The organism is Gluconacetobacter takamatsuzukensis (genome assembly GCF_014174275.1).
Lineage (GTDB): Bacteria > Pseudomonadota > Alphaproteobacteria > Acetobacterales > Acetobacteraceae > Gluconacetobacter > Gluconacetobacter takamatsuzukensis.
This window is the reverse complement of sequence record NZ_JABEQK010000020.1, coordinates 18,097-41,037: the sequence shown is the minus strand read 5'-3', so window position 1 is coordinate 41,037 and position 22,941 is coordinate 18,097. Positions and strand designations below refer to the sequence as shown.

At 66.0% G+C, this 22,941-nt stretch carries 23 protein-coding genes; 11 read left to right on the top strand and 12 right to left on the bottom strand.

All coding sequences use genetic code 11. From position 1 onward, the window contains the following. Positions 1–97: 97 nt before the first annotated feature. Positions 98–787, bottom strand: coding sequence for a replication initiator protein A (locus HLH27_RS17265; protein WP_338029941.1), 690 nt, complete (start codon positions 785–787; stop codon positions 98–100). 5 nt (positions 788–792) lie between these two features. Continuing rightward, positions 793–1,038 (bottom strand): helix-turn-helix transcriptional regulator, encoded by a 246-nt coding sequence (locus HLH27_RS16720; protein ID WP_182951222.1) that lies wholly within the window; start codon positions 1,036–1,038, stop codon positions 793–795. Positions 1,039–1,145: 107 nt separating this feature from the next. Between HLH27_RS16720 and HLH27_RS16715 the strand changes: the two genes are divergently transcribed. Further along, positions 1,146–1,979, top strand: coding sequence for a MarR family transcriptional regulator (locus HLH27_RS16715; protein ID WP_182951221.1), 834 nt, complete (start codon positions 1,146–1,148; stop codon positions 1,977–1,979). 8 nt (positions 1,980–1,987) lie between these two features. Here the strand turns inward: HLH27_RS16715 and HLH27_RS16710 are convergent, their stop codons facing one another. Continuing rightward, positions 1,988–3,184 carry a tyrosine-type recombinase/integrase gene (locus HLH27_RS16710; protein WP_182951220.1) on the bottom strand — a complete coding sequence of 399 codons (1,197 nt, stop codon included), beginning with the start codon at positions 3,182–3,184 and terminating at the stop codon, positions 1,988–1,990. A gap of 305 nt (positions 3,185–3,489) precedes the next feature. Then, on the bottom strand, positions 3,490–5,112 hold the full coding sequence (gene guaA, locus HLH27_RS16705; RefSeq protein WP_246375976.1) for a glutamine-hydrolyzing GMP synthase: 1,623 nt from the start codon (positions 5,110–5,112) through the stop codon (positions 3,490–3,492). Between the two features lie 186 nt (positions 5,113–5,298). On the opposite strand from guaA, the gene HLH27_RS16700 reads away from it, so the two are divergent. From HLH27_RS16700 to HLH27_RS16685, 4 genes are all read left to right on the top strand, one after another. Then, the gene (locus HLH27_RS16700; RefSeq protein WP_338029940.1) at positions 5,299–5,778 is read left to right on the top strand and encodes a hypothetical protein; all 480 of its coding nucleotides are present in this window, start codon (positions 5,299–5,301) and stop codon (positions 5,776–5,778) included. Between the two features lie 158 nt (positions 5,779–5,936). Beyond that, complete coding sequence (locus tag HLH27_RS16695; RefSeq protein ID WP_408870867.1) at positions 5,937–7,865, top strand: CocE/NonD family hydrolase; 1,929 nt, start codon at positions 5,937–5,939, stop codon at positions 7,863–7,865. Positions 7,866–7,983: 118 nt separating this feature from the next. Beyond that, complete coding sequence (locus HLH27_RS16690) at positions 7,984–8,481, top strand: NUDIX hydrolase (protein ID WP_182951216.1); 498 nt, start codon at positions 7,984–7,986, stop codon at positions 8,479–8,481. Continuing rightward, positions 8,478–8,834 carry a DNA-binding transcriptional response regulator gene (locus HLH27_RS16685; protein WP_182951215.1) on the top strand — a complete coding sequence of 119 codons (357 nt, stop codon included), beginning with the start codon at positions 8,478–8,480 and terminating at the stop codon, positions 8,832–8,834. The genes HLH27_RS16690 and HLH27_RS16685 overlap by 4 nt, the downstream gene beginning before the upstream one ends. A 7-nt stretch (positions 8,835–8,841) precedes the next feature. Here the strand turns inward: HLH27_RS16685 and HLH27_RS16680 are convergent, their stop codons facing one another. The 3 genes from HLH27_RS16680 to HLH27_RS16670 are packed head-to-tail and all read right to left on the bottom strand — an operon-like array spanning position 8,842 to position 11,959. Beyond that, complete coding sequence (locus HLH27_RS16680; RefSeq protein ID WP_246375975.1) at positions 8,842–10,305, bottom strand: ArnT family glycosyltransferase; 1,464 nt, start codon at positions 10,303–10,305, stop codon at positions 8,842–8,844. After that, positions 10,302–11,468: a glycosyltransferase gene (locus tag HLH27_RS16675; protein ID WP_182951212.1), complete on the bottom strand. Its 1,167-nt coding sequence runs from the start codon at positions 11,466–11,468 to the stop codon at positions 10,302–10,304. Before HLH27_RS16675 ends, HLH27_RS16680 begins: the two co-directional genes overlap by 4 nt. Beyond that, complete coding sequence (locus tag HLH27_RS16670; protein WP_182951244.1) at positions 11,465–11,959, bottom strand: Lrp/AsnC family transcriptional regulator; 495 nt, start codon at positions 11,957–11,959, stop codon at positions 11,465–11,467. Before HLH27_RS16670 ends, HLH27_RS16675 begins: the two co-directional genes overlap by 4 nt. 161 nt (positions 11,960–12,120) lie before the next feature. Here HLH27_RS16670 and trxB point away from each other — a divergent pair, with 161 nt between their 5' ends. The 3 genes from trxB (at position 12,121) to HLH27_RS16655 (ending at position 14,308) form a co-directional block, all read left to right on the top strand. Continuing rightward, positions 12,121–13,080, top strand: coding sequence for a thioredoxin-disulfide reductase (trxB, locus tag HLH27_RS16665; protein WP_182951242.1), 960 nt, complete (start codon positions 12,121–12,123; stop codon positions 13,078–13,080). Between the two features lie 91 nt (positions 13,081–13,171). Continuing rightward, the gene (locus HLH27_RS16660; protein WP_182951210.1) at positions 13,172–14,056 is read left to right on the top strand and encodes a LysR family transcriptional regulator; all 885 of its coding nucleotides are present in this window, start codon (positions 13,172–13,174) and stop codon (positions 14,054–14,056) included. 36 nt (positions 14,057–14,092) lie between these two features. After that, entirely contained in the window at positions 14,093–14,308 is a 216-nt protein-coding gene (locus tag HLH27_RS16655) for a hypothetical protein (protein ID WP_182951209.1), read from the top strand. Between the two features lie 73 nt (positions 14,309–14,381). Here HLH27_RS16655 and HLH27_RS16650 read toward each other — a convergent pair whose 3' ends face one another. From HLH27_RS16650 to HLH27_RS16635, 4 genes are all read right to left on the bottom strand, one after another. Continuing rightward, positions 14,382–14,648 (bottom strand): hypothetical protein, encoded by a 267-nt coding sequence (locus tag HLH27_RS16650; RefSeq protein ID WP_338029939.1) that lies wholly within the window; start codon positions 14,646–14,648, stop codon positions 14,382–14,384. Positions 14,649–14,795: 147 nt separating this feature from the next. Then, a complete protein-coding gene (gene ihfB, locus HLH27_RS16645) occupies positions 14,796–15,095 on the bottom strand; it encodes an integration host factor subunit beta (protein WP_182951205.1) in 300 nt (99 codons plus the stop codon). Positions 15,096–15,115: 20 nt separating this feature from the next. Continuing rightward, positions 15,116–16,054: a signal peptide peptidase SppA gene (gene sppA, locus HLH27_RS16640; protein WP_182951203.1), complete on the bottom strand. Its 939-nt coding sequence runs from the start codon at positions 16,052–16,054 to the stop codon at positions 15,116–15,118. A 36-nt stretch (positions 16,055–16,090) separates the two neighbouring features. After that, positions 16,091–16,576 carry a MucR family transcriptional regulator gene (locus tag HLH27_RS16635; protein WP_182951201.1) on the bottom strand — a complete coding sequence of 162 codons (486 nt, stop codon included), beginning with the start codon at positions 16,574–16,576 and terminating at the stop codon, positions 16,091–16,093. 142 nt (positions 16,577–16,718) lie between these two features. On the opposite strand from HLH27_RS16635, the gene HLH27_RS16630 reads away from it, so the two are divergent. Then, positions 16,719–17,669: a ribokinase gene (locus HLH27_RS16630; RefSeq protein ID WP_182951199.1), complete on the top strand. Its 951-nt coding sequence runs from the start codon at positions 16,719–16,721 to the stop codon at positions 17,667–17,669. A 24-nt stretch (positions 17,670–17,693) separates the two neighbouring features. Here HLH27_RS16630 and HLH27_RS16625 read toward each other — a convergent pair whose 3' ends face one another. After that, positions 17,694–19,097, bottom strand: coding sequence for an amidohydrolase family protein (locus tag HLH27_RS16625; RefSeq protein ID WP_220790469.1), 1,404 nt, complete (start codon positions 19,095–19,097; stop codon positions 17,694–17,696). A gap of 137 nt (positions 19,098–19,234) precedes the next feature. Between HLH27_RS16625 and HLH27_RS16620 the strand changes: the two genes are divergently transcribed. Both HLH27_RS16620 and guaD read left to right on the top strand, forming a co-directional pair. Next, on the top strand, positions 19,235–21,427 hold the full coding sequence (locus tag HLH27_RS16620) for an FUSC family protein (RefSeq protein ID WP_408870866.1): 2,193 nt from the start codon (positions 19,235–19,237) through the stop codon (positions 21,425–21,427). A gap of 95 nt (positions 21,428–21,522) precedes the next feature. After that, on the top strand, positions 21,523–22,875 hold the full coding sequence (guaD, locus tag HLH27_RS16615) for a guanine deaminase (RefSeq protein WP_182951197.1): 1,353 nt from the start codon (positions 21,523–21,525) through the stop codon (positions 22,873–22,875). Positions 22,876–22,941 lie beyond the last annotated feature (66 nt).

Genomic DNA, 22,941 nt, shown 5'->3' with positions numbered 1-22,941 from the left:
TTCGCGATGATCTGCTCAGGCGTAAAACGCTGACGTCCCATGTAATCCTCCAATCCATATGCCCCATAGGGCTCTCTTCAGAATCGGACCAGTTTTCTCAAGGCAGACCAACTCTCCCAGTGTCAGTGCGCGATATAACGGCATACGAACTGATTAGCCCCTCAGATTCAACTGTGCGTAACACACGCCCATCGAAACGCGACGTTTCTCGCACACTCTTTATGATCGTTCCCTGAAGACGGTCGAGCGCCGCCTCAACCTCAGCAAACTGTCGCGAACCATTACTCTTGCGACAAAACCTAAGAATGTCGCCGATCCGAGGCCGAAACACACGGCCCGGCTTCTTTCCCTTGCCGCCTCGATAGCGATTCATTGCTTCCGTCAGGTGGGAAACAAGCATTAAAACAATATCATAATCCCAGACCGACGCCATTCCGTCAGGGCCAGCTTTGACCTCCACGTAGCCATTCGGCAAATTATAATGGATGATCCCACCTGCCCGCTTCTTGCCTTTAGATACGCGAAACAAAGCCACGTCCATCAGGCTACGGCTATCTCTGGTGCCAACATCGACCAAGGATGGCACCAAAAAATCGAATTGCGCATCATCCCCTTCTGAAGACCGACTACCATCAGTGGAAAGCAATGATGCCGTTTCGCGAGGCCGGCCGCCCTGGCCCGGTTGTCCAGTAGGTCGATATGCCCCTCGTCGTTGAGACTGATCTTCGTGGATGACGCAATTAGCTGTCAGTTTTTTATCCACGAGATCAGGGGACTCAGCGCTCACCCGCATCAATCGCTACAGTTTGGATCGTCATACCGCCCAGGACGAGAGGCTACTGCGCCAGACATCTTGCGGGCCTCGATCCACTTCTCGATTTCAGCCAGATCCCAAGCGACGTTTCGACTGGTGAGAGCAATACGGCGAGGAAAATCTCCTCTCTGCTCCATGTTGAAAATAGTGCGCTCGGCCAACGGTATCATTGCATGAAGCTTTTTCCGACCGATAAGCGTTTTGCTTTTTACTTTCCCCTCCATGGTCACTTTCCTTGGATATCGTGCAGATGCTTGACGATACCGGTCAGTGCCCGCAGGAACCTGAAAAATAGTTAGAATCTAGTTGTCATTCAGGATATAGTGGAACGATGAAAAAGAGCATGAAGATGCAGGACGCTTTTGATCCGTATCTTGAACGTATGGTTTCACAGTCTGAAACTTCCTCAGGTCGCATCAAAGCCAAGCTCAGTGACAGTTATGCATGGTGTTTCTGCGAACTCTGCGAAAAACCTACTGAATATTCAGCAATTTTAGAGGCACCAAAGGTCGTTAAACGCCTCCAAAGAAGAAATGCCAAAGTTGTATCGCGGAGAGAGACTATATATGCCGCAGCTCAGGAAAGAGCTGATGCATTAATCTTGCGTTATGAGCAGGCATGCGAAGGCAAATTTGGCCCCTATGAGGCTGCCCGCATGCTGATGCACTACTGCGATATTCCTGAAATGCAGGGAGATCGATCTGTAGATGGCTTTCGAGAACAAATTGAAAGAAAAATGCTATTTGCAGAATGGGCTCGGCATGGTGAGCCCGTTTGGACCACTAGACTACCGGGGCAGACGGACGGAGATGCAAAGCCCAGCAAGCTCTATTGCGAAACACATAATCCAAGACGCAGCGATGATGCCCGTCGCGCTTACCAGCGAGATAGACGCTTCATATTAGAGTATCATGATTTCATTGAGAAAATCTGGAGCCAAGTCATTAACGCCGGTTCTCACCCAACATGGGATATTGAAAGCCATGCGCACGTCAGGAGAGAAGCTCGCCGCCAACTTCAGGCTCTTAAATCGCCCACCAGCATGATCGGCGATTTTCTAACTCAAGGGACTATGAATCAGGCTGAAATAGCGCGTCACCTTGGCGTATCTCGTCAGGCAGTTTCAGCAGCTATCAGACGACTCGCCAAGAAATCAGCCGAATAACGCCAATGTCACCGCTGCCTGATTGTCCATTCATCAATCATGTCAGCCCAATCCTGTAACATTGCTGTTCTCTGCTCGCGGTATTCCGCTTTGTTATAAACTGCTCTTACGCCTTTCTGTTCATGGGCAAGGCACTTCTCGATCCAGTCAGTATTATAACCTGCCTCATGTAGCAGAGTGCTTGCCGTCCTGCGCAAATCATGAGGACCAAATTTTGCGAGCGGCTTTCCTTCTTTCTGAGCGAGCCTGTAGGTCAGCGTGAGTACCTGGTTGAGCGTTGCACTACTCATCGGCTGATCGGTGTCGTAGCGAGACGGCAATATATAATCTGAGCCACCGGAAAACGTCTTCAGGGCAATGAAAATATCGAGCGCCTGTCGCGACAGAAATACTAAATGGGGATTACGCCGCTTCATTCGCTCTTTAGGGATCGTCCAAAGCGCCTGACTAAAATTGACCTCGCTCCACGTTGCGTTGGTCAGCTCGCTCTTTCGGACCATCGTCAGTAAAAGCAGCTTGGCTGCGGCCCGGATCGACGGGGTCGTGCCAATGCGCTCGATGTACTGATACATCATGCCGATCTCTTCAGGCGTCAGAGCACGATCCCTCGGCTCAAATTTTGTTATGCTGGTCGGACGAACCAGTTCAGCCGGATTTTCGACCTTCTGCCCTCGTTCGATAGCCCACCGGTAGACTTGGAACATCACCTCTCTTGCGTGGACCGCAGTCGCCGGAGCGCCACGTTCGACGATGGCGTCAGTCAGCGCCCGCAGGTCTTCATGGGTAATCTCCACAAGCTTCTGACTGGCGAATTTAGGCTTCAGTTCACGCTCGTAGACGGATTTGCGCATGTCACGAGTTGAGTCCGCCATCTGATATCCGCGCAGCCACTTCTCGGCCCACGCTCCGAACGTCTCCACGCCCTTGATACGCGCCTTTTCGCGAGCTTTTTCCTTCGCAGGTGACTTACCTGCTGCAATCAGCTTTTTAGCCTCTCCTAATTGCTCACGAGCTTCGGACAGAGTGATGCCTCCAACGCCGTAACGCCCGAAAGTCAAAGTTTCCTGCCTGCCGTGGATCGCGTAGTTGTAGCGAAACGAAATGCTCCCCGCAGGCGTAACCGCAACGTACAACCCATCGCGGTCATTCACCTTGTAGAGCTTATCCATCGGCTTGAGGTTGCGCAGTTTGGTATCGGTCAGCATCGGTTCGTGGCACCCACATAACGATACCATGATCAAAAACCGCCAGAATAATCAGAAAAACCTCTTTTTATTCAATCAGTTATGGTAAATTAATACCATGACACCCACAAAGTGTTCGACATGGTATCAACAAAAATCATGGCATCAGACTCAGTCAGTGCCACGCACTATGCCATAAAAAATAACTGCTTGGCGATACCGTTTGGTGCCAGACAATGCCGGATAAAAACATAAAAAAGCCCGCATTTCTGCGGGCTTTAAGGCACTTTCATGCCGGGTGATGCCACCCTATGCCAGACGTGGGATCATTCCCACTCGATCGTACCGGGGGGTTTCGAGGTGATATCGTAGGTCACGCGATTGATGCCGCGGACTTCGTTCACGATGCGGCTGGCGACGCGGTTCAGGAAACCGATGTCGAACGGATAGACGTCCGCCGTCATGCCGTCGGTGCTGGTGACCGCGCGCAGGGCGCAGGCGTAATCGTAGGTGCGGCCGTCGCCCATCACGCCGACCGTGCGGACCGGCAGCAGGACCGCGAAGGCCTGCCAGATCGCGTCGTACAGGCCGGCACCCCGGATTTCCTCGAGGAAGACCGTGTCCACCTGGCGCAGCAGCGCCAGCTTGTCGCGGTCGATCGCGCCGGGAATGCGGATGGCCAGGCCCGGGCCGGGGAACGGGTGGCGGCCGACGATGGCCTCGGGAATGCCCAGCTCACGGCCCAGTTCGCGGACCTCGTCCTTGAACAGTTCGCGCAGCGGCTCGACTAGCTGCATCTTCATCCGTTCCGGCAGGCCGCCCACATTATGGTGCGACTTGATCGTGACCGACGGGCCGCCGGTGAAGCTGACGCTCTCGATCACGTCCGGATACAGCGTGCCCTGGGCCAGGAATTCCGCGCCGCCCAGCTTCGCGGCCTCTTCCTCGAACACCTCGACGAACAGGCGGCCGATCGTCTTGCGCTTCACCTCCGGGTCCGTCACCCCTTCCAGGGCGGACAGGAACAGGTCCGACGCGTCGCGATGGATCAGCTTGATGTTGAAGCGGCCGCGGAAGGTCTTCACCACCTCCTCGGCCTCGCCGGCGCGCAGGATGCCGGGATCGACGAAGATGCAGGTCAGCTGGTCGCCGATCGCCTCGTGGATCAGCACCGCCGCCACCGAGGAATCGACACCGCCCGACAGGCCGCAGATGACCCGGCCCGACCCGACCTGCTGGCGGATGCGGGCGATTTCCATGTCGCGGAACCCGGCCATGGTCCAGTTGCCCTGGCAGCCCACCACGCCGTGGGTGAAATTGCGCAGCAGGGCGGCGCCATGGGGCGTATGCACCACCTCGGGGTGGAACTGCACGCCGTACAGGCGCCGGCCCTCGTCCGCGATGATGGCATAGGGCGCGCCCTCGCTGACGGCCACGGCGCGGAAGCCGGGCGGCAGCCTGGTCACCCGGTCGCCATGGCTCATCCATACCTGCTCGCGCCCGCCGCGCGTCCAGGTGCCGCGGAACAGCGCGCAATCCTCGATGATGTCGACATGCGCCCGGCCGAATTCGCGATGCGCGTGGTTTTCCACTTCGCCGCCCAGCTGGAGGCACATCGCCTGCTGCCCGTAGCAGATGCCCAGCACCGGCACGTTCAGGGCGAACACCACGTCGGGAATGCGCGGCGCGTTCTCGTCCAGCACGCTGGCCGGGCCGCCCGAGAGGATGATGCCGCGCGGGGCGAAGGCGCGGATCCGCGCCTCGTCGGTGGAAAACGGCCAGATTTCGCAGTAGACGCCGCTTTCGCGCACGCGGCGGGCAATCAGCTGCGTGACCTGGCTGCCGAAATCCAGGATCAGAATCCGGTCCTGATGCAGCGCGCCTTCCAGCGTCGTCGCATCCTGCTGCGGGGTCTGGGTGGAACCGGCGGTCTTCACATCGTCGCTCATCGTTGCTCTTTCGGTCGCGGCGTTACGGTCGCAGGGCGCGCTGCGCGGACCGGGCGGGCCGTGCAGGAGCCGGATATGCGTCGATGCCGAGTATAGTGCAAGCCCGGAGCGCGGGGCACCCTATGGCCCGCCGGGGCCGCCGCCCCCATATTGGAACGTGAACCCAAGGTGTTACGGAGCCCGAACGTGCCCCTCTTCCGACTGGACCGCCCTCTGCTTTCCCTCCGTTCCCTCGGCCATGGGCACGCGGCCATATTCGGCGCCGTCCTTCTCGCCCTGTCGGCGAGCGGCCCGTCGCCGGCGGCCGCAGCGTCCGAGGATGCGGCGAAGGACCCTGTCGGGATCTGGACCGGCACGCTGGTCGCCGACCGGGGGGTCTGCCCCGAGACGCGCGCGCCCTCCACCCTGCAGATCGAAAGCCGGCGCATCGCCTTCACGCCTGCCGATGGTGCCTACACCCTGCGCGGCCGGCGCGATGCGACGCCCGGCCGTTTCCATGCCCAGCTCGTGCTCGACGGCATGAACCACCGGCCCTTTGCCATGGTCTTCGAAGGCACCCCGGACGGTGCCACCATCCGGGGCACCTACGGCACGCCGCGCTGCCGCGCCCATGTGGTGCTGACGCGCCCGCAATCGCATGTCACCGAGCATTTTCTGGGCCATTGATCCGGGCCGAAGAGCGCTTCGCGCCGCGACGAAGGCCGGTTGCCTGATCCATCCGGTTGCGACATGGTTAACCACGCGAAAAGCATGACATCTCCGTAACGACGGATAGAGCAGGAGCGCCTGGTTTGACCCTTCCCTTCCATCGCCCGGGCGGCGCGATCGCCCTGGCGACCGCCCTTGGCCTGATCAGCAGCCTGGGCCACGCGGCCCCGCCCGCCGCCGCACCGGCCCCGGCATCGTCCCTGACGGTGCAGACGGGCAGCGACATCCCCGCCCACGTCACCTTCCCGACCGCCGCGCGCGACTACGTGAAGCGCGACGTCATGATCCCGATGCGCGACGGGGTGAAGCTGCATACGGTGATCGTGATCCCGCGGGACGCGCACGATGCGCCGATCCTGCTGACGCGCACGCCCTATCACGCGTCGAAGCGGCTGAACCGGGTCGAGGACGCGCCGAGCATGCGGGCCCTGCTGCCCCAGGGCGACGATGTGTTCGTCGAATCCGGCTATATTCGCGTGTTCCAGGATATTCGCGGCAAATATGGGTCGGAGGGCGATTACGTGATGACGCGCCCGGTGCGCGGCCCGCTGAACCCCACCCATACCGACGAAGTCACCGACGCGTGGGACACGATCGACTGGCTGGTGCACAACCTGCCGCAGTCCAACGGGCGCGTGGGCATGCTCGGCTCGTCCTACGAGGGCTTCACGGTCGTCATGGCGCTGCTGAACCCGCATCCGGCGCTGAAGGTCGCGGCGCCGGAAAGCCCGATGGTCGATGGCTGGATGGGTGACGACTGGTACCATTACGGCGCCTTCCGCCAGGGCGGGCTGGACTATTTCACCGACCAGATGACGGTGCGGGGCTCTGGCTCCTCCATCCCGCGCGTCGATCGCGACGATTATACCAACTTCCTGCGCGCCGGGTCGGCCGGGCAGTTCGCCTCTGCCGCCGGGCTGGACCAGTTTCCGTGGTGGCAGCGCATGCTGGCCCATCCGGACTACGATTCCTTCTGGCAGGACCAGGCGCTGGACAAGCTGATCACCCGCCACCCGCTGACCGTTCCCACCATCTGGGAACAGGGTCTGTGGGACCAGGAAGACATGTGGGGAGCCATCCATTCCTGGCAGGCGCTGAAGGCGACCAGCCCGAGCGTGCCCAATGTGCTGGTGATGGGCCCCTGGCGCCACAGCCAGGTGAATTACGACGGGTCGGAACTGGGCCCGCTGCACTGGAACGGCGACACCGCGCATCAATTCCGCGCCGAGGTGCTGCTGCCCTTCTTCAACCAGTATCTGCGCCCCGGCTCGCCCGACGCCCATCTGCCGGAAGCCATCATCTACAATTCCGGCGAGAACCACTGGGACCGTTTCCCGCACTGGCCGCTGGCCTGCGACGACAAGAGCTGCAACCAGAAGCTGAAGCCGCTCTACCTTCAGGCCGGCTACAGCCTGTCGTTCGACCACCCGGCCACCGGGCAGGATTCCTATGTGTCCGACCCGGCGCATCCGGTGCCGTTCCTGGAGCGGCCGTTCAGCTTCGCCAGCGACGCGCCGCGCTGGAAGACCTGGCTGGTGCAGGACCAGCGGCTGGCCGAAAGCCGCCCGGACGTGCTGACCTATGAGACGCCGGTGCTGACCAAGTCGGTCCGCGTCAGCGGCGTGCCGGTGGCCGACCTGTTCGCGGCGACCTCGGGCACCGATTCCGACTGGGTGGTGAAGCTGATCGACGTGATGCCCGCCACCGATGGCGACCGGCCGGAAATGGGCGGATACGAGCTGGCAGTGTCGATGGACATCTTCCGTGGCCGCTACCGCGAGGGTTTCGACCATTCGGTGCCGGCGGTGCCGAACGCCACGGCGCGCTATCGCTTCACGCTGCCGGCGGTCAACCACGTGTTCAAGCCCGGACACCGGATCATGGTGCAGATCCAGTCCTCGCTGTTCCCGCTCTATGACCGCAACCCGCAGACCTTCGTCCCCAACGTGCTGCGGGCCACGGCTCACGACTATGTCTCCGCTACCCAGACCATCCATCGGGGCGGCGAGGAATCGACGGCCGTCTGGCTGCCCGTCGTCCCCTGACCGCCTGAGCGGACATGCGCGCTGGCGGCGGTCTCGCTCGCCAGCACACATGTCCCGCAGGCTTCGGGCCGTTTGGGCATGGTGGCGTCGGGAGTGTTCATGCGGTTAAGATCACCGCATGAATGCCCCCTCCCCCGTGTCGGCCGCCATTCTGGCGGTTGTTGTCCGTGGCCCGCGCCTGCTGCTGATCCGGCGCGCCAACCCGCCGGACCAGGGGCTTTGGGGCTTTCCCGGCGGCCGGATCGAACATGGCGAAACCCTGTTCCAGGCGGCCGAGCGTGAATTGCGCGAGGAAACCGGGTTCGTCACCCGGGCGCAGGGCGTGCTGACGGCGTTCGACGTGCTGGACCGGACGCCCGAGGGGCGCCTGCGCTTTCATTACGTCATCACCGTCGTGTGCTGCGCCGATACCGGCCAGACCGATATCCACGCCGCCGACGACGCGGTGGCCACGGGGTGGTTTACCCTCGACCAGATCCGCGCCACCCCCGAACGCATGAGCCCCGGCCTGCTGGAACTGGGCACATTGGCGCTTTCCGACCGGGGGGCCGCACCGTGGCCCATTCCCGGGGGCGACCCACGGCGCCTTATCCCCGTACAGGACCATGCATCATGACATCTGGCCGCCATATCCTGCTGGTCGAAGACGAATCCGCCATCGCCGACCTGATCTGCACGGCGCTGGAGGCATCGGACCTGCGCGTGACCGCCTGCGCGGGCGTGCAGCCGGCGCTGGAAACGGTGGAACTGGGGCCGATCGCCCTGGCCATCGTCGACCTGTCCCTGCCCGATGGCCCGCCGGACCGTTTGATCGCCCGATTGAAGGCGGGAGGCGTGCCGCTGATCGCCATCAGCGGCGATCCGGCGGGCCTGGCCGCCCTTGCGCCCATCCCCACGCTGGAAAAGCCGTTCCGCATCCGCGCGCTGATGGATCTGGTCCACACCACGCTGGACGGTGCGGCGGGATAGCGGCGCGCTATTTCCCCGCCGGCAGGCGAGCGGCATCGGTCATTGGAGCAGGCGTAAGGGTCACGCGGAAGACGGCGTAGCGTTCGGCGACGTGGCCCCGGCGCGTCCGCTCCACGGTGCCGATCCGCGTGGCGCTGCCGAACGGCGACAGGTCGAGGTCGCGCAATCGCCGGACGCTGCACAGGAAGAGACCGCTGCCGCCCGGCGGGCGCGGCAGGTCGAACAGCGCCCAGCGCGGCTCGATCCCGATCACGGTCCGGCGCGGCAGTGCCAGGGCCAGTTCCGAGGCCAGGCCGTATTCGTCGGCCGCCACGATCTCGCCGGGAGCGGCCAGACTATCGACCGCCCGCGCCAGTTCCTGCCAGCCCGCCATCTGCCGCAGGGTGATGTCGAGATGCGGCGAGAGCGAGAAGGGCGCGAGGGTGGACTGGACATAGACCAGCAGCGTCAGCGCAAACCCCAGCCCCCCCCCCGCGCGCCAGAAGCGCCAGGCGGGGGACGCGGCCAGGACGGCCAGGGCCGGATAGAGCAGCACCGGCCAGTTGGCCTGCACGCGGTCGCCCAGCGCGTGCTGCGCGAACACCAGGGCCGGCGGCACGATCCACCAGAGCAGCACCGCCGCCCCCGGGTCGCGATCGGCGCGGCGCCATGCGCGCCACAGGCCGATGCCGAATGCCAGTGCGATCAGCGGCGTCATCAGGCCGACCTGCCCGCCGACCAGTTCCGAGAGGAACTGCACCGCGCGCGCCGGCCGCCAGTCCCCTGCCCGGCCGCCCTGGCGCACGAAGCTGGCCCAATGGTGCGCATGGTTCCAGCCGATGACCGGCAGGAACAGGATCGCGGCCAGCGCGGCCCCGCACCAGGGCCAGGGCGTGCGCAGCCAGGCCCGGCCGGAGCGGCTGCACAGGCACCACAGGGCCAGGCCGCCACCGGGCAGCACGGCGGTATATTTGCTGTCGCAGGCCAGGCCGAGTGCCGTCCCCAGCACCAGCCACCATCCGCCCCGGCCGGTGGCCAGCAGCCGGCCCAGGGCCCATAGCGCCAGCGTCATGAAGAATAGCAGCGGCGTGTCCGGCGTCATCGTCACCGCGCCGATTCCCAGCGCCAGCGTGGCGTTCAGCAGCACGCCCGCCCGCACCATGCGGCCGGCCGCCGGCCCGTCTCCATGGCCCAGGTCGCGCGCGGCCATGGCCAGGAACAGCGTGCCGACCGCCGCCGAAAGCGGGGCCAGCAGACGCACGCCCAGGGCGCCGTTGCCCAGCAGGGCCGTGCCCGCGCGGATCCACAGCGCCACCATCGGGGGATGGTCCAGATAGCCCGGGGCCAGGGCGCGCGACCACACCCAGTAATAGGCCTCGTCGGGCGACAGCGGCGTCCGGGCGGCCACGACCGCGCGCAGTATCGTCACCGCGCCAAGTACCAGCCCCCATCGCGACAGGGCGGGGCCGGCCCGGCCGCCGCTGCCGGTCAACGCTGGCGCCAGATCAGGGTCGATGAGACAGCATAATTCCACACCACCGCGATCGCGGCCCCGGCCGCGCCGGCCATGCCCCATTGCCCGTCGCGGCTGAAAATCGCCCGCGCGATGCCGACATCGGCGGCGGCCCCTGCCGAGCAGATGATCATGAACAGTGCCAGCCCCAGCCACATCCGCGCCCCGCGCAGCCGCATGTCGCGATAGGTCAGTGCGTTGTTCATCCAGAAATTCGTCACCATGGCCACCAGCGTGCCCAGCCACTGGCCGGTGGCGAAACCGGCGCCGAACCGCCGCGCGACCTCCAGGACCGCCAGGTTGACCAGGATGCCGACCAGCCCCACCAGCGAGAAGGCGATGAAGCGCGTCGGCAGGAAGCCCCGGCACAGCTTGTCCGCCAGCATCGCCACGAATTGCAGCAGTACCAGGATGTCCAGCTTGCTCTCGCCCGCCGCGCGGGGGCGGAAGACGAACGGGACCTCCAGCACCCTCGGCCGCTGGGGGGCGGACAGGAACACGTCCAGCAGGATCTTGAAGCCCGTGCCCGACAGGCGCGGCACCGTGCGTTCGAACAGGTCGCGGCGCATGGCGAAGAAGCCGCTCATCGGGTCGCCCAGCCGCACCGGCAGGACCATCTGCACCAGTCGGATGCCGGAGTCGGAGAGGAGGGTCCGCCAGCCATTGGCCAGGCCCGCATTGTCGCCGCCTTCCACATGGCGGCTGCCCACCGCGATGTCGTAGCCGTCGCGCGCCACGGCGTCGATCAGGCGCCCCAGGCACGATTCGTCGTGCTGCATGTCGCCGTCCATCACGGCGACGATTCGTGCCGAGGAGGACAGCACGCCCTCGATCACCGCCGAGGACAGGCCGCGTCGGCCTACCCGCAGCAGCCCGCGTACCCGGCCGTCCAGTTCCGCCAGGGCCCGGACCTCGTCGATCGTGCCGTCGGGCGAACTGTCGTCGACGAAGATGACCTCCCATTCCCGCCCCGCCAGGGCATGGGACAGGGCCGCGACCATCGGGCGCACATTCGCGCGCTCGTTATAGCAGGGCACCACGATGCTGATATCTGCCGGGCGCGTCTGGCCGGCCAGCGCCGCGTCTGCAGCCGCATCCGCCCATATGGGGCTGACGGGCCCCGGGGGACGGGTCGGGGTCATGCGCCGTCGGGGTCGCCGAAGGGCTGGGCCAGAGGCTGGACCGGCACTCCGGCGCGGCTGAGGGAGGTGCGGATGGTCTGCAGGGTCTGCACCCGGCTGACATGCGGGCTTTCGGTCAGGCGGCGGGTCAGCTGGTTTTCATGCGCCGCGTCGCGGGCCACCAGCCGGACCAGGAAATCGCCGCCGCCCCGGATCATGTGGCACTCCCGCACCTCCGGCCAGCCGGCGACCTGGGCCTCGAAGGCCGACAGGACCGTCTCCTTCTGGCTGTCCAGCCCGATCAGGGCGAAGAGGGTGATCGTCCAGCCCAGAAGTGCCGCGTCGGTATCGGCATGATAGCCGCGAATCAGCCCTTCCTCTTCCAGCCGGCGCACGCGCCGCAGGCACGGTGGGGCGGAAATGCCAACCCGACGCGCGAGTTCCACGTTGGTCATGCGGCCATCCGCCTGGAGTTCCGCTACGATCCGACGGTCAATCGCATCCAGATCCATCACGTCAGTTTTGTCCGTCCCAGAATATCAAGCCTTCAGGATACGGTATGCGCCCCGCGCCGAAAAGAGTATCCCGATCGGACGTGGGGTGCGCCGCGGCTTGTGCCTGACGCGCCGCGCGGCCATATCCCATGCAGCTTGAACAGACCTGTGCCGAGTCCATGACCCATACCCATTCCACCGACCTGCTCGTGATCGGCGCCGGCCCCGCCGGATACACCGCCGCCATCTATGCCGCCCGCGCCAACCTGAAGCCGATCCTGGTGGCCGGTCTCCAGCCCGGCGGCCAGCTGATGATCACGACGGACGTGGAGAATTATCCGGGCTTCGCGCGCGGCATCCAGGGCCCAGAGCTGATGGAGCAGATGGCCGCCCAGGCCGCCCATGTCGGGACGCGGATCATCCACGACATCATCACCGAATGCGCGCTGACCGGGCGTGGCGCGGGCGAGCCCTTTCGGCTGGTCGGCGATTCGGGCGATGTCTACCTGGCGCGCTCCGTCGTGATCGCGACCGGCGCGCAGGCGAAGTGGCTGGGCATTCCCGGCGAGGCCCAGTACCAGGGCGCCGGGGTTTCGGCCTGCGCCACCTGCGACGGGTTCTTCTATCGCGGCCGCACCGTGGCCGTCATCGGCGGCGGCAATACGGCGGTCGAGGAAGCGCTGTACCTGACCCACCATGCCGAGCATGTCTACCTGATCCACCGCCGCGACAGCCTGCGCGCCGAGAAGATTTTGCAGGACCGGCTGTTCGCGCACCCCAAGATCACGGTGAAGTGGAACCGCGTGACCGAGGAGATCGTCGCGGACGGCGAGCCGCCGGTCGTGACCGGCATCACCCTGCGCGACACCGCGACCGGCGCCCTGGAAGAACTGTCGGTCGACGGTGTCTTCGTCGCCATCGGCCACGCGCCGCATACCGACATCTTCCGTGGCCAGGTCGAGACGGATGACGAGGGCTATATCGTGACCAACCCCGGCGGGACCCGGACGTCGGTGCCCGGCGTGTTCGCGGCCGGCGATGTCCAGGACAAGATTTACCGCCAGGCGATCACGGCTGCGGGAACGGGCTGCATGGCCGCGCTGGAAGCGGAACGTTTCCTGGCGGGAATCCCGGGCTAACCCCCATCAAATCCTTGACCAAACCGCCGGTTTCGGTCACCAAAAGTAACTTTGGTTTCACAATTCCTCCTGTCAGGATCGGAGCGTAGCATTGGACTGGGACAAACTCCGTATTTTTCATGCGGTGGCCGAGGCCGGTTCGTTCACGCATGCGGGCGACGTACTCAACCTCAGCCAGTCCGCCGTCTCGCGACAGATTTCGGCGCTGGAGGAAGCCCTTCAGGTTCCGCTGTTTCACCGCCATGCGCGTGGCCTGATCCTGACCGAGCAGGGCGAGACCCTGAACCAGACGGTGCGGGAAGTCTTCTCGAAGCTGGCGATGACCCAGTCCCTGCTGACCGAAAGCAAGGAAAAGGCGGCCGGCCGCCTGCGCGTGACCACGACGACAGGATTCGGCACCTGCTGGCTGACGCCGCGCCTGCATCGCTTCATGGAAACCAATCCGGACATCACGATCACGTTGATCTTGGAAGATAACGACCTGGACCTGGGAATGCGCGAGGCCGATGTCGCGGTGCGGATGCACCCGCCGCGCCAGCCCGACCTGATCCAGCGCCACCTCGCGGATTTTCCGCTACCGATCTATGCCTCCCCCAGCTATCTGGAGGAATACGGCACCCCGCAGACGCTCGACGAACTGTCGGCCCACAAGCTGGTGCTGTTCGGCGGCTATCATCCGCCCGTGCCGCACATCAACTGGCTGGCGGAAGCCGGCGTGCCGTCCGACGAGAAGCGGGGCGCGCGGCTGGAGGTCAACAGCCTGCCGGCGATGGCATCGGCCATCGCGGCCGGCGTGGGAATCGGCTCGGTGCCGCTTTATGCGACCGGGCCGCATGCGAACCTGGTGAAGATCCTGCCCGAAGTCCCGCTGCCGACGGTCGATGCCTATTTCGTCTATCCGGAGGAATTGCGGACCTCGAAGCGCGTCGCCGTGTTCCGCGACTTCCTGCTGTCGGAAATCAATGCCCGCCACTGAGCGGGCCGAACACGCCCGCAAGGAACCGCAGGACCGATGAGCAGCCAGGACAAGCCGGGAAACGCCGCGGGGAAGCAGGCTTACGAAGCCCGCCGGGCCGCGAAGGCGGGTGTCAGCCTCGATAGCTGGCTGGCCCGCAAGGAAGAGGCCCGCAAGGTGCTGGCCGCCCCCACGGCGCAGCCCAATCCGGTGCTGGCCCAGGCGCGCTCGGTCTGGCGCCGCCTGGTGGAGCGCGCTCATCGGCCGCTCTAGGCAGCTGGTTTTCAAAGTCATCCTGCGCGGGGGGCTGCCAAGGGCGGCTCCGATAGCAGCCCGCCCTGCCCTGTCAGCTATGCCGGCGGGCCGTGCGGCCGAGCTGGCAGCGATGCGATTTGTCGCGATAATACATGGCCTGCCCGATCGGGGCGAAATAGTGCCGCTGGCCGATGACGCGCAGCCGGTGGCCATGGGTCCCGATTACCGCGTCATGCGAGGCGCAGAGATGCGCCGCAAGCCCTGAGCGATGGTGGTGCGCATGGCGGGGAGTGCCCGCCCATGCCGGCAGGGCCGCGCACGAGGCCACGGCACACACCACGAGAAGACCAGAGATCACGTCCCGCACCCTACGCACCTCCGCGGTCCCGGCACCGCTCATGGAGAAGAATTCGTAGCAGCAGCAATTAGAACATATCAAGAACATTCTGCCGGATCTGCCGGACGGACGGAGGCATGGCATGCCGCGACCGCCAGGCCGTGACGGTCAGTCCTCGCCCGGCTCCACGCCGCCATTGACGCGCTCGCGCAGTTCCTTGCCCGCCTTGAAGAACGGGACGACCTTTTCATCCACGGCCACCATTTCGCCGGTGCGGGGGTTGCGGCCCGTGCGGGCGTCGCGTTTCTTGACCGTGAATGCGCCGAATCCGCGCAGTTCCACCCGGTCCCCGCGCGCCAGGGCCGCACTGATCTCGCTGAAAATCGTCTGAACGATCAGTTCGACATCGCGGCCGAGAAGATGCGGATTTGCCGCAGCCAGTTCGGCAATCAGCTCCGATTTGGTCATCCGTCTTGTCCCGTTTCGATTCAAGGTTTCCAGAGCGCGACAGCCCCGTCGAGCGCAACACCTTGCGATACCACAGATCCTGCCCATTCCTCACCAAGAATGACGCTGAGCATGCTGCGAGTCAGTCGCGGGATCCATTTCCCGTCGGTGGGCGCCTTCAGATCGACAACCGGAATCGCCTCGGGCAGGTGCTGGGTCCGGGCCAGCCAGGCCACGGCATCGCGCTCGGTGCCTATCTGGTCGATCAGCCCCAGCGGCAGGGCTTGCCGGCCGGTATAGGGGCGGCCGTCGGCCAGCGATCGCACCCGGTCGACCGGCATGTGCCGGCCGTCCGCGACCATCGTGACGAACTGGTCGAACAGGTCCGCCACCACGCCCTGGAGCATCTGCCGCCCTTCGGGCGACAGCGGCTGGACGGCGGAAGGCTGCCCCTTCAGCGGGCCGGATACCAGTTCGTCCACCTTGACGCCTACGCGATCGAGCAGGCCGGAGACGTCGGGCGCCTGCATGATCACGCCGATCGACCCAGTCAGGGTCGACTGGCCGGCGAAGATCCGCTGCGCGGGGACCGAGATCATGTACCCCGCCGATGCCGCGACTCCGCCCATCGTCGCCACGACCGGCTTGCGCGCGGCGAAGCGGGCCACCGCGTCGTGCAGGGCCTCGCCGCCGCTGACCGAACCGCCCGGACTGTCGACCGACAGGACCAGGCCGCGCACCGACTTGGCCTTCGCGGCGCCGTCGATCAGGTCGATCAGCTTGCGATTGTCCGACCCGATGATTCCGCTGACGCGGACCCGGGCCAGATGGTCGCGCCCGACCAGCGGGCCGTGATGGAGCAGCGCCTGGCCGCCGAGTCCCAGCCAGGCCAGGACGAACGCGACGACCGCCCCCACGCGCCAGAACAGCAGCCGACGGCGCAGGCGCAGCCGGTCGACCACCAGATCGGGATCAGCCATGGGGGATTCGCGCTACCCGTGCGGCGAAACGCACGGTCACTCCTGCGGAGCCGCAGGCTTGCGCCCGCGCCGGGCCGGCTTGGCGGCCGCACCGGCCTCGGAGGCTGTTTCTTCGACCGTCGCGGTAATCTTCCGGCCCAGCCCGATCTCGCGCGCCAGGGTGGAGCGGCGCTCGGCATAGTTCGGGGCGACCATGGGGTAGTCGGTCGGCAGGCCCCAGCGCTCGCGATACTGGTCCGGCGTCATGCCATAGGCGCTCTGCAGATGCCGCTTGAGCATCTTCAGCTTCTTTCCGTCCTCGAGACAGACGATGTAATCCGGGAAGACCGAACGCTTGATCGGCACCGCCGGCTGGAGCTTCTCGGGCTCCGGCGCGACCTGGCCGAGAGAGGTAAGCGCCTGGTAGACTTGCCGGATCAGATCAGGCACGCCGTCGGCGACCACGCTGTTGTTCGAAACATGCGCCGAGACGATCTGCGCCGTGAGTTCCAACAAAGATGCACCCTGCTCGATTTCCGACATACCGAAATTCCATTCTGTTATTATGACTTCTTACGACATCAGCGATTCGCGTCGCTTCTTTATCATAAATATCTTGAAATGATAGCGTAGACAAATAATTCTTACAAAAACATTTTTAATTTTTAACGGGAACGACGAGCCGATGTCCGTAACACGAAGTAATAAACCTCCGATCCTCGTATTCGGGAGCGTCAATATCGATGTCGGCGCGCGGGTGAATCACTTTCCCGTTCCGGGGGAAACCCTGCATGCGCTGGATGCCGGGCTGGGACTAGGCGGCAAGGGCGCCAACCAGGCGGTGGCAGCGGCGCGACAGGGCGCGGATGTACGGTTTGTCGGCCGGACGGGGGACGACCCGCTGGCCGATTTCGCGGCGGCGGCGCTGCGGCGGCACGGCGTGGCGCCCGACGACCTGTACCGTTCGGCGGGCGACCTGACGGGACTCGCGATGATCTGCACCGACTCGGGCGGCGAAAACACGATCGTCGTCGTGGGCGGGGCCAACATGGCGATCGACGGTACCGACATCGCCCGCCTGGTGCCGCTGCTGGCGCCCGGCGCGATCGTGCTGATGCAGTGCGAGATCCCGATGGACACGCTGCGCGCCGCCGCGCGGGCCGTCGCGCAGGCCGGAGGACGGCTGATTCTCGACCCTGCCCCGGTGCCCGCCGACGGGCTGGACGCCGAGTTGTTCGCGCTTGCCGAACTGATGACCCCGAACGAGACCGAGACCGAGCGCCTGACCGGCCTGCGCCCGCACGACCCGGAGAGCGCGCGCCACGCGGCCGAGGCGCTGCACGGGCTGGGGCTGCGGCGCGCCATCGTCAAGCTGGGCGCGCGGGGCGTGCTCTATTCCGACGAATCGGGGCACGGATTCGTGCCGCCCTTCGCCGTCGCGCCCATCGACAGCACGGCGGCCGGCGACTGCTTCAATGGCGGGCTGGCGGTTGCGCTGTCAGCGGGCATGGATCTGGCGGCCGCCACGCGCTACGCCGCCGCCTGCGGCGCCCTGGCCACGACGCGCAGGGGGGCGTCGGAGGCCGCGCCGACCCGGCCCGAGATCGAGCGGCTGCTGGCCACGCAGCCGGGATAGGGCCGATTCCCTGGCTCGGTTTCCCTAGTCCGGTTCCGGGCGCGCCGCCTGCCCGGTCTGCCGTCCATCGGTCCAGACATGGGTGATGTTGGCGCGCGAGGCCGTATAGAGCGCCGTCGCCAGCAGGTCCTCGTCGCTCTCGTCGCCCCATAGCCGCATGGTGCCCAGCGGGGCGTCGGGGTCGATGCGCAGCGCGTCGAAATGCTGGCCGGGGGCGAAGCGGCCCACCGGCAGGTCCAGCGCGTCGCCGCCGCCGGCGGTGGCGAGGTGGAAGGCCGTCATCATGTCCACCGCGCTGCCCGGGCGCCCGCGTTCCGCCGCCGGCCGGTCGGGATCGACGCCGTCGCGCAGCATGCGCGACGCGGCCACGCTCATGCGCATCGCATCCATCATCGAGGCCGAAGGGCCGCCCGCGATGTCGGTCCCCAGCCCGACCCGCACCCCCTTGTCCAGCGCGGCGCGCAGCGGAAAGACCGCATTGGCGAACCATGCGTTCGACAGCGGGCAATGCGCCACCGCGCTGCCCCGCCGGGCCAGCAGGTCCATGTCGGGCGCGCCGATGAAATTGCCGTGGGCCAGTACGGTATGGCGGGTCAGCAGGCCGAACCGGTCCAGCACCTCGACATCGCCGCGCCCGAAACGGGCCTGGCCGTACTCGCGCGCCCAGTCGCTTTCGGCGCAATGGGTCTGGACGTGGCAGCCGCATTCCCCCGCCAGGTCGCCCAGCGCGCGCAGCATATCGTCGGTGCACGAGGGCAGGAAGCGCGGCGTCACCACCGGCCGCACCCATCCGTCATTGGCGGGGTGGGCGGCGATATGCGCCGCCACCGCCCGCGTGGCCGCCAGCCCTTCGGCCACCGAGGCATCGCGATAGAAATCCGGACACTGGTCGGGATTGTCCATCACCACCCGCCCCACCAGCGCCCGCTGCCGGGCGTCGATGCAGGCATCGGCCAGTTCGCAGGTGGCCGCGACATGGCGGCTGGCGAAATAGAGCGCCGTGGTGGTGCCGCCCGCCAGCAGGTCGGCCACCAGGCGCCGGTAGACGGTGCGCGCGAACAGGCGGTCGGCGTACCGGGCCTCCAGCGGGAAGGTGTAGCGTTGCAGCCAGACTTCCAGCGGCTGGTCCAGCCCCTTGCCCAGTTGGGGATATTGCGGCGCATGGACATGCAGGTCGACCATCCCGGGGAGCAGGAACCCGTCCAGCGTCACCAGCCTGCCCGTCCGCGCCGCCTCGCGCATTGTCGCGCGATGCTCCTCGCTGCCCGCATGGCAGACCCCGGCGATGCGTCCGTCGGCGCCGATTTCGACCAGGCCACCCTTCATCCGCTCCATCCGGCCGGGCGTCGGGGCATGGAACCAGTCGCCGGCCACCACGCGGTTGCGCAAATCCGCCCATGGAGGGGGACTGGAACAGTGATCGGTCATCCTTGCCCTCCGGCCCGTGGTCCTCGCCATGCAACGTCCGATGCCTATGACTGATATACACGGCTTGGCTATCGTCCCGGAGAGGCCTGACCTAGTCTATCGCGAAATAGCCCCTGCCGCCGGAAACCCTACGCCCCGTGCCCGTCTTCCCCGCCTTTGCCCTGAGCATGCTGGAACGCCTCGTGTCATGGCGCCCCCCGACCCTGCGCCCGCCGGGTGCGGGGCGGCTGAGCCATCTGCGATGGCTGTACGCCCCCAAGGCCGAGGCGGTCGGCTTTGCGCTGCGCACCACCGCCGCGGCCATCCTGTCGCTGATCCTGGCGATGTGGATGGAACTGGACAGCCCGCAATGGGCACCGATGACCGTCTGGATCGTGGCGCAGGGATCGCGCGGCGAGAGCCTGTCGAAGGCGCGATGGCGACTGGTCGGCACCGCCATCGGCGCCATATCCGCCGTTGCCCTGGTCGCGGCCTTTCCACAGGCGCCGTGGCTGTTCTTTCCGGCGATCGGCCTCTGGATCGGCGTGTGCTGCGGCGTGGCGACGCTGGTGCGCAACTTCCGGTCCTACGCGCTGGTCCTGTCGGGCTATACCTGCGCCATCATCGCGCTGGACGCGGTGCGCAGCCCCAACGACGTGTTCATGATCGCGATGTCGCGCTCGACCTATATCGTGCTGGGCATTGCGTGCGAGAGCCTGATCGCCGGCCTGCTGTCGCACAACCTGGCCGACACCGCGCGCCGCAATATCCGCGAAAAGCTGCTGACGGCCCTGACCAGCACCTCGGGCGCCATCGCCGACCTGCTGGCCGGCAACGAAGAGGCCTTCGTGCGCTCGCGCGCGCTGTTCGGCACCATCCTGACGATCAACGACCAGATCGAATTCAGCGAGATCGAGATGGGCCCCCACGGGCACGAGGGCGACCATGCCCGCGCCGCCCTGGCCACGGTCTCGGTCCTGCTGTCGCGCGGGCTGGGCATGACCGCGCGCCTGCGCGCGCTGGGCGCGGCGCATCCGGGCTTTACCGAAACCTCGCTGCTGGTGCGCACCTTCCTGCAGGGCATGGCGCCGCGCCTGAAGCGGGACGAGGACCTGCCGGAAGTGCTGGCCGACCTGCGCGCGCTGCGCGGTGTCTGCCGCCAGCAGATCGTCAATGCGCTGACCGAGGAAAGCAACGGCCAGCACCCGCCCGACAGCCCGGAAATCCAGGCGCTGCTGGATGGGCGCATCCTGCACAGCGCGCTGGAGGAACTGCTGGCGGAGTTGCAGCAGGCGCTGGAGGAATTCGATGCCAGCCACCGCGCCATCCGCGGCGACCGGTTCCATTTCCGCCTGAAATCGCACCGCGACTACAAGGAGGCGTTTCATAACGGCATCCGCGCCGCCGTCGCGATCACCTCGGCCGGCCTGATCTGGGAAGTAACCGCGTGGCCGAGCGGCCTGGCCTTCATCATCATGGTCGCCCTGACCTGCGGCCTGTTCGCGACGCGCGAGAACCCGGTGCTCGCCACCATGAACTTCCTGCTCGGCGCGTTCTGGGCGGTCGGGGTCTCGTTCGTGCTGGTGGTACTGGTACTGCCGCATCCGGCGGATTTCGAGATCCTGGCGGCCTGCCTGGCACCGCCGATGATCGCGGGCGGGCTGGCGACGCGCAACCCCGCCACGGCGGGCGCCGCCGCATCCTATACGCTGTTCCTGTCCAACCTGATCGGGCCGTCGAACCAGGGGCGGCTGGACGAGATCGCGTATTTCAACTCCTCGCTCTCGCTGCTGGCCAGCATCGGCTTCTCGGTCCTGATCTTCCGCACCGTGCTGCCCTTCAGCAGCCGGAGCGAGCGCCTGCGCATGCGCGAGCATAACCTGCACGACCTGCACCATCTGGCCTCGGCGCTGCCGATCCCGCAGACCCATGACTGGATCGGGCTGAACACCGACCGGTTCGCACGCCTGATCCGCCATGCCGGGCCCACCCCCACGCCCACCATCGAGGCCTATCTGCAAGGCACGCTGTCGGTCATGACGATCGGGCTGAACGTCATCCGCGTGCGCACCGTCCTGGCCCGCGACCAGCTGCCGCCCCAGGCGCGCCGCCCCCTGCTGCTGGTCCTGCGGCGGATGGCGCAGCTGACGGGAAAGCACGGCCGCACCGCGCGCGCCGCGCGCATTGCCGTCGCCAGCCTGCGCGGCATCGAGGCGCGCGAGACCAATATCGGCGCGCGCATCGAGCTGACCCGCGCCATCGCCTATCTGCTGGTCATTTCGAACGAGCTGGACGCCAACGCATCGTTTCTGGACGCCAGCCGTCCCTATCGCCGCACCGAGGCTGCCTGAAAAGCGGCCCTGCGGGCGAGCCGGCGCGGGCTGCCTTCACCGGCCGGGCAAAACAGGCGAGACTGGGCGGATCGTATCCGACCGAGTGCCCGACCATGATTTCGTCCCTGCCCCCCTCGCTCGCCCGCCATGCCCTGCGCGGGCGCGCCGTCACCTTCGGCGCCAATCCCTTCCTGGACGATCCGGCCCGGGCGCTGGTGCACGAGCCCGATGCGCTGATCCTGATCGAGGACGGGCGCATCACGCGGTTCGGCGCCTTTGCGGCGCTGCGCGACGCGCTGCCGCCCGATACGCCGGTCACGCACTGGCGCGAGGGCATCATTTCCGCAGGGTTCGTGGATACCCATGTCCATTACCCGCAACTGCCCATGATCGCGGCCTATGGCGAACAGCTTCTGGAATGGCTGGAGCGCTATACCTTCCCCACCGAGGCCCGCTTCGCCGACCCCGATTACGCGGCGGGCGTGGCGCGGCGTTTCCTGCGCGAGCTGCTGCGGGCCGGCACCACCAGCGCCGCCGTGTACTGCACGGTCCACCCCCAGTCGGTCGATGCGTTCTTTACCGAATCCGCGCGCCTGAACACCCGGATGGTCGCGGGCAAGGTGCTGATGGACCGCAACGCACCCGCCGACCTGCGCGATACGCCCCAGGGCGGCTATGACGAATCCCTGGCCCTGATCGACCGCTGGCACCGGAACGGGCGGCAGCTCTATGCCGTCACCCCGCGCTTCGCCGCGACCAGCACCGAGGAGCAGCTGGACCTGGCGGGCAGCCTGCTGCGCCAGCGCGACGGATTGTTCATGCAGACGCACCTGTCGGAGAACCTGGCCGAGATCGAATGGGTCGGCCAGCTGTTCCCCCGGCGCGCATCGTATCTGGACGTCTATGCCCATGCCGGGCTGGTCGGGCCGCGCAGCGTGCTGGGCCATGGCGTGCATGTCGACGAAGACACATTCCACACCTGCCATGCGACCGGATGCGCGCTGGCGCATTGCCCGACCTCGAACCTGTTCCTGGGCAGCGGCGCCTTTCGCCTGTTCGATGCGCTCGATCCGCGCCGGCCGGTCCGCGTGGGCGTGGGCACCGATGTCGGCGCAGGCACCAGCCTGTCGCAGTTGCAGACGCTGAACGAAGCCTACAAGGTCGCGCAATCGACCGGCCGGCGGCTGCATCCGGCCCAGGCCTTCTGGCTGGCCACGGCCGGCGGGGCCCATGCGCTGTACCTGGACGACCGCATCGGCACCATCGCCCCCGGCATGGAAGCCGACCTGTGCGTGCTGGACCCGGCGGCCACGCCGCTGATGGCCCAGCGGGCCGAACAGTGCGAAACGATCGAGGACCTGCTGTTCGTGCTGATGATGCTGGGGGACGACCGCAGCGTGCGCGCGACATACGTGGCCGGCCGGCTGGTCCATGACCGCGATGCGCCGGACAGCCATGCGGTGTGACAGCCTGCCGGGCGACATTACTTCATTTACATAAACGAACGATATGTTAGGTTAGCCAGGCGTTAA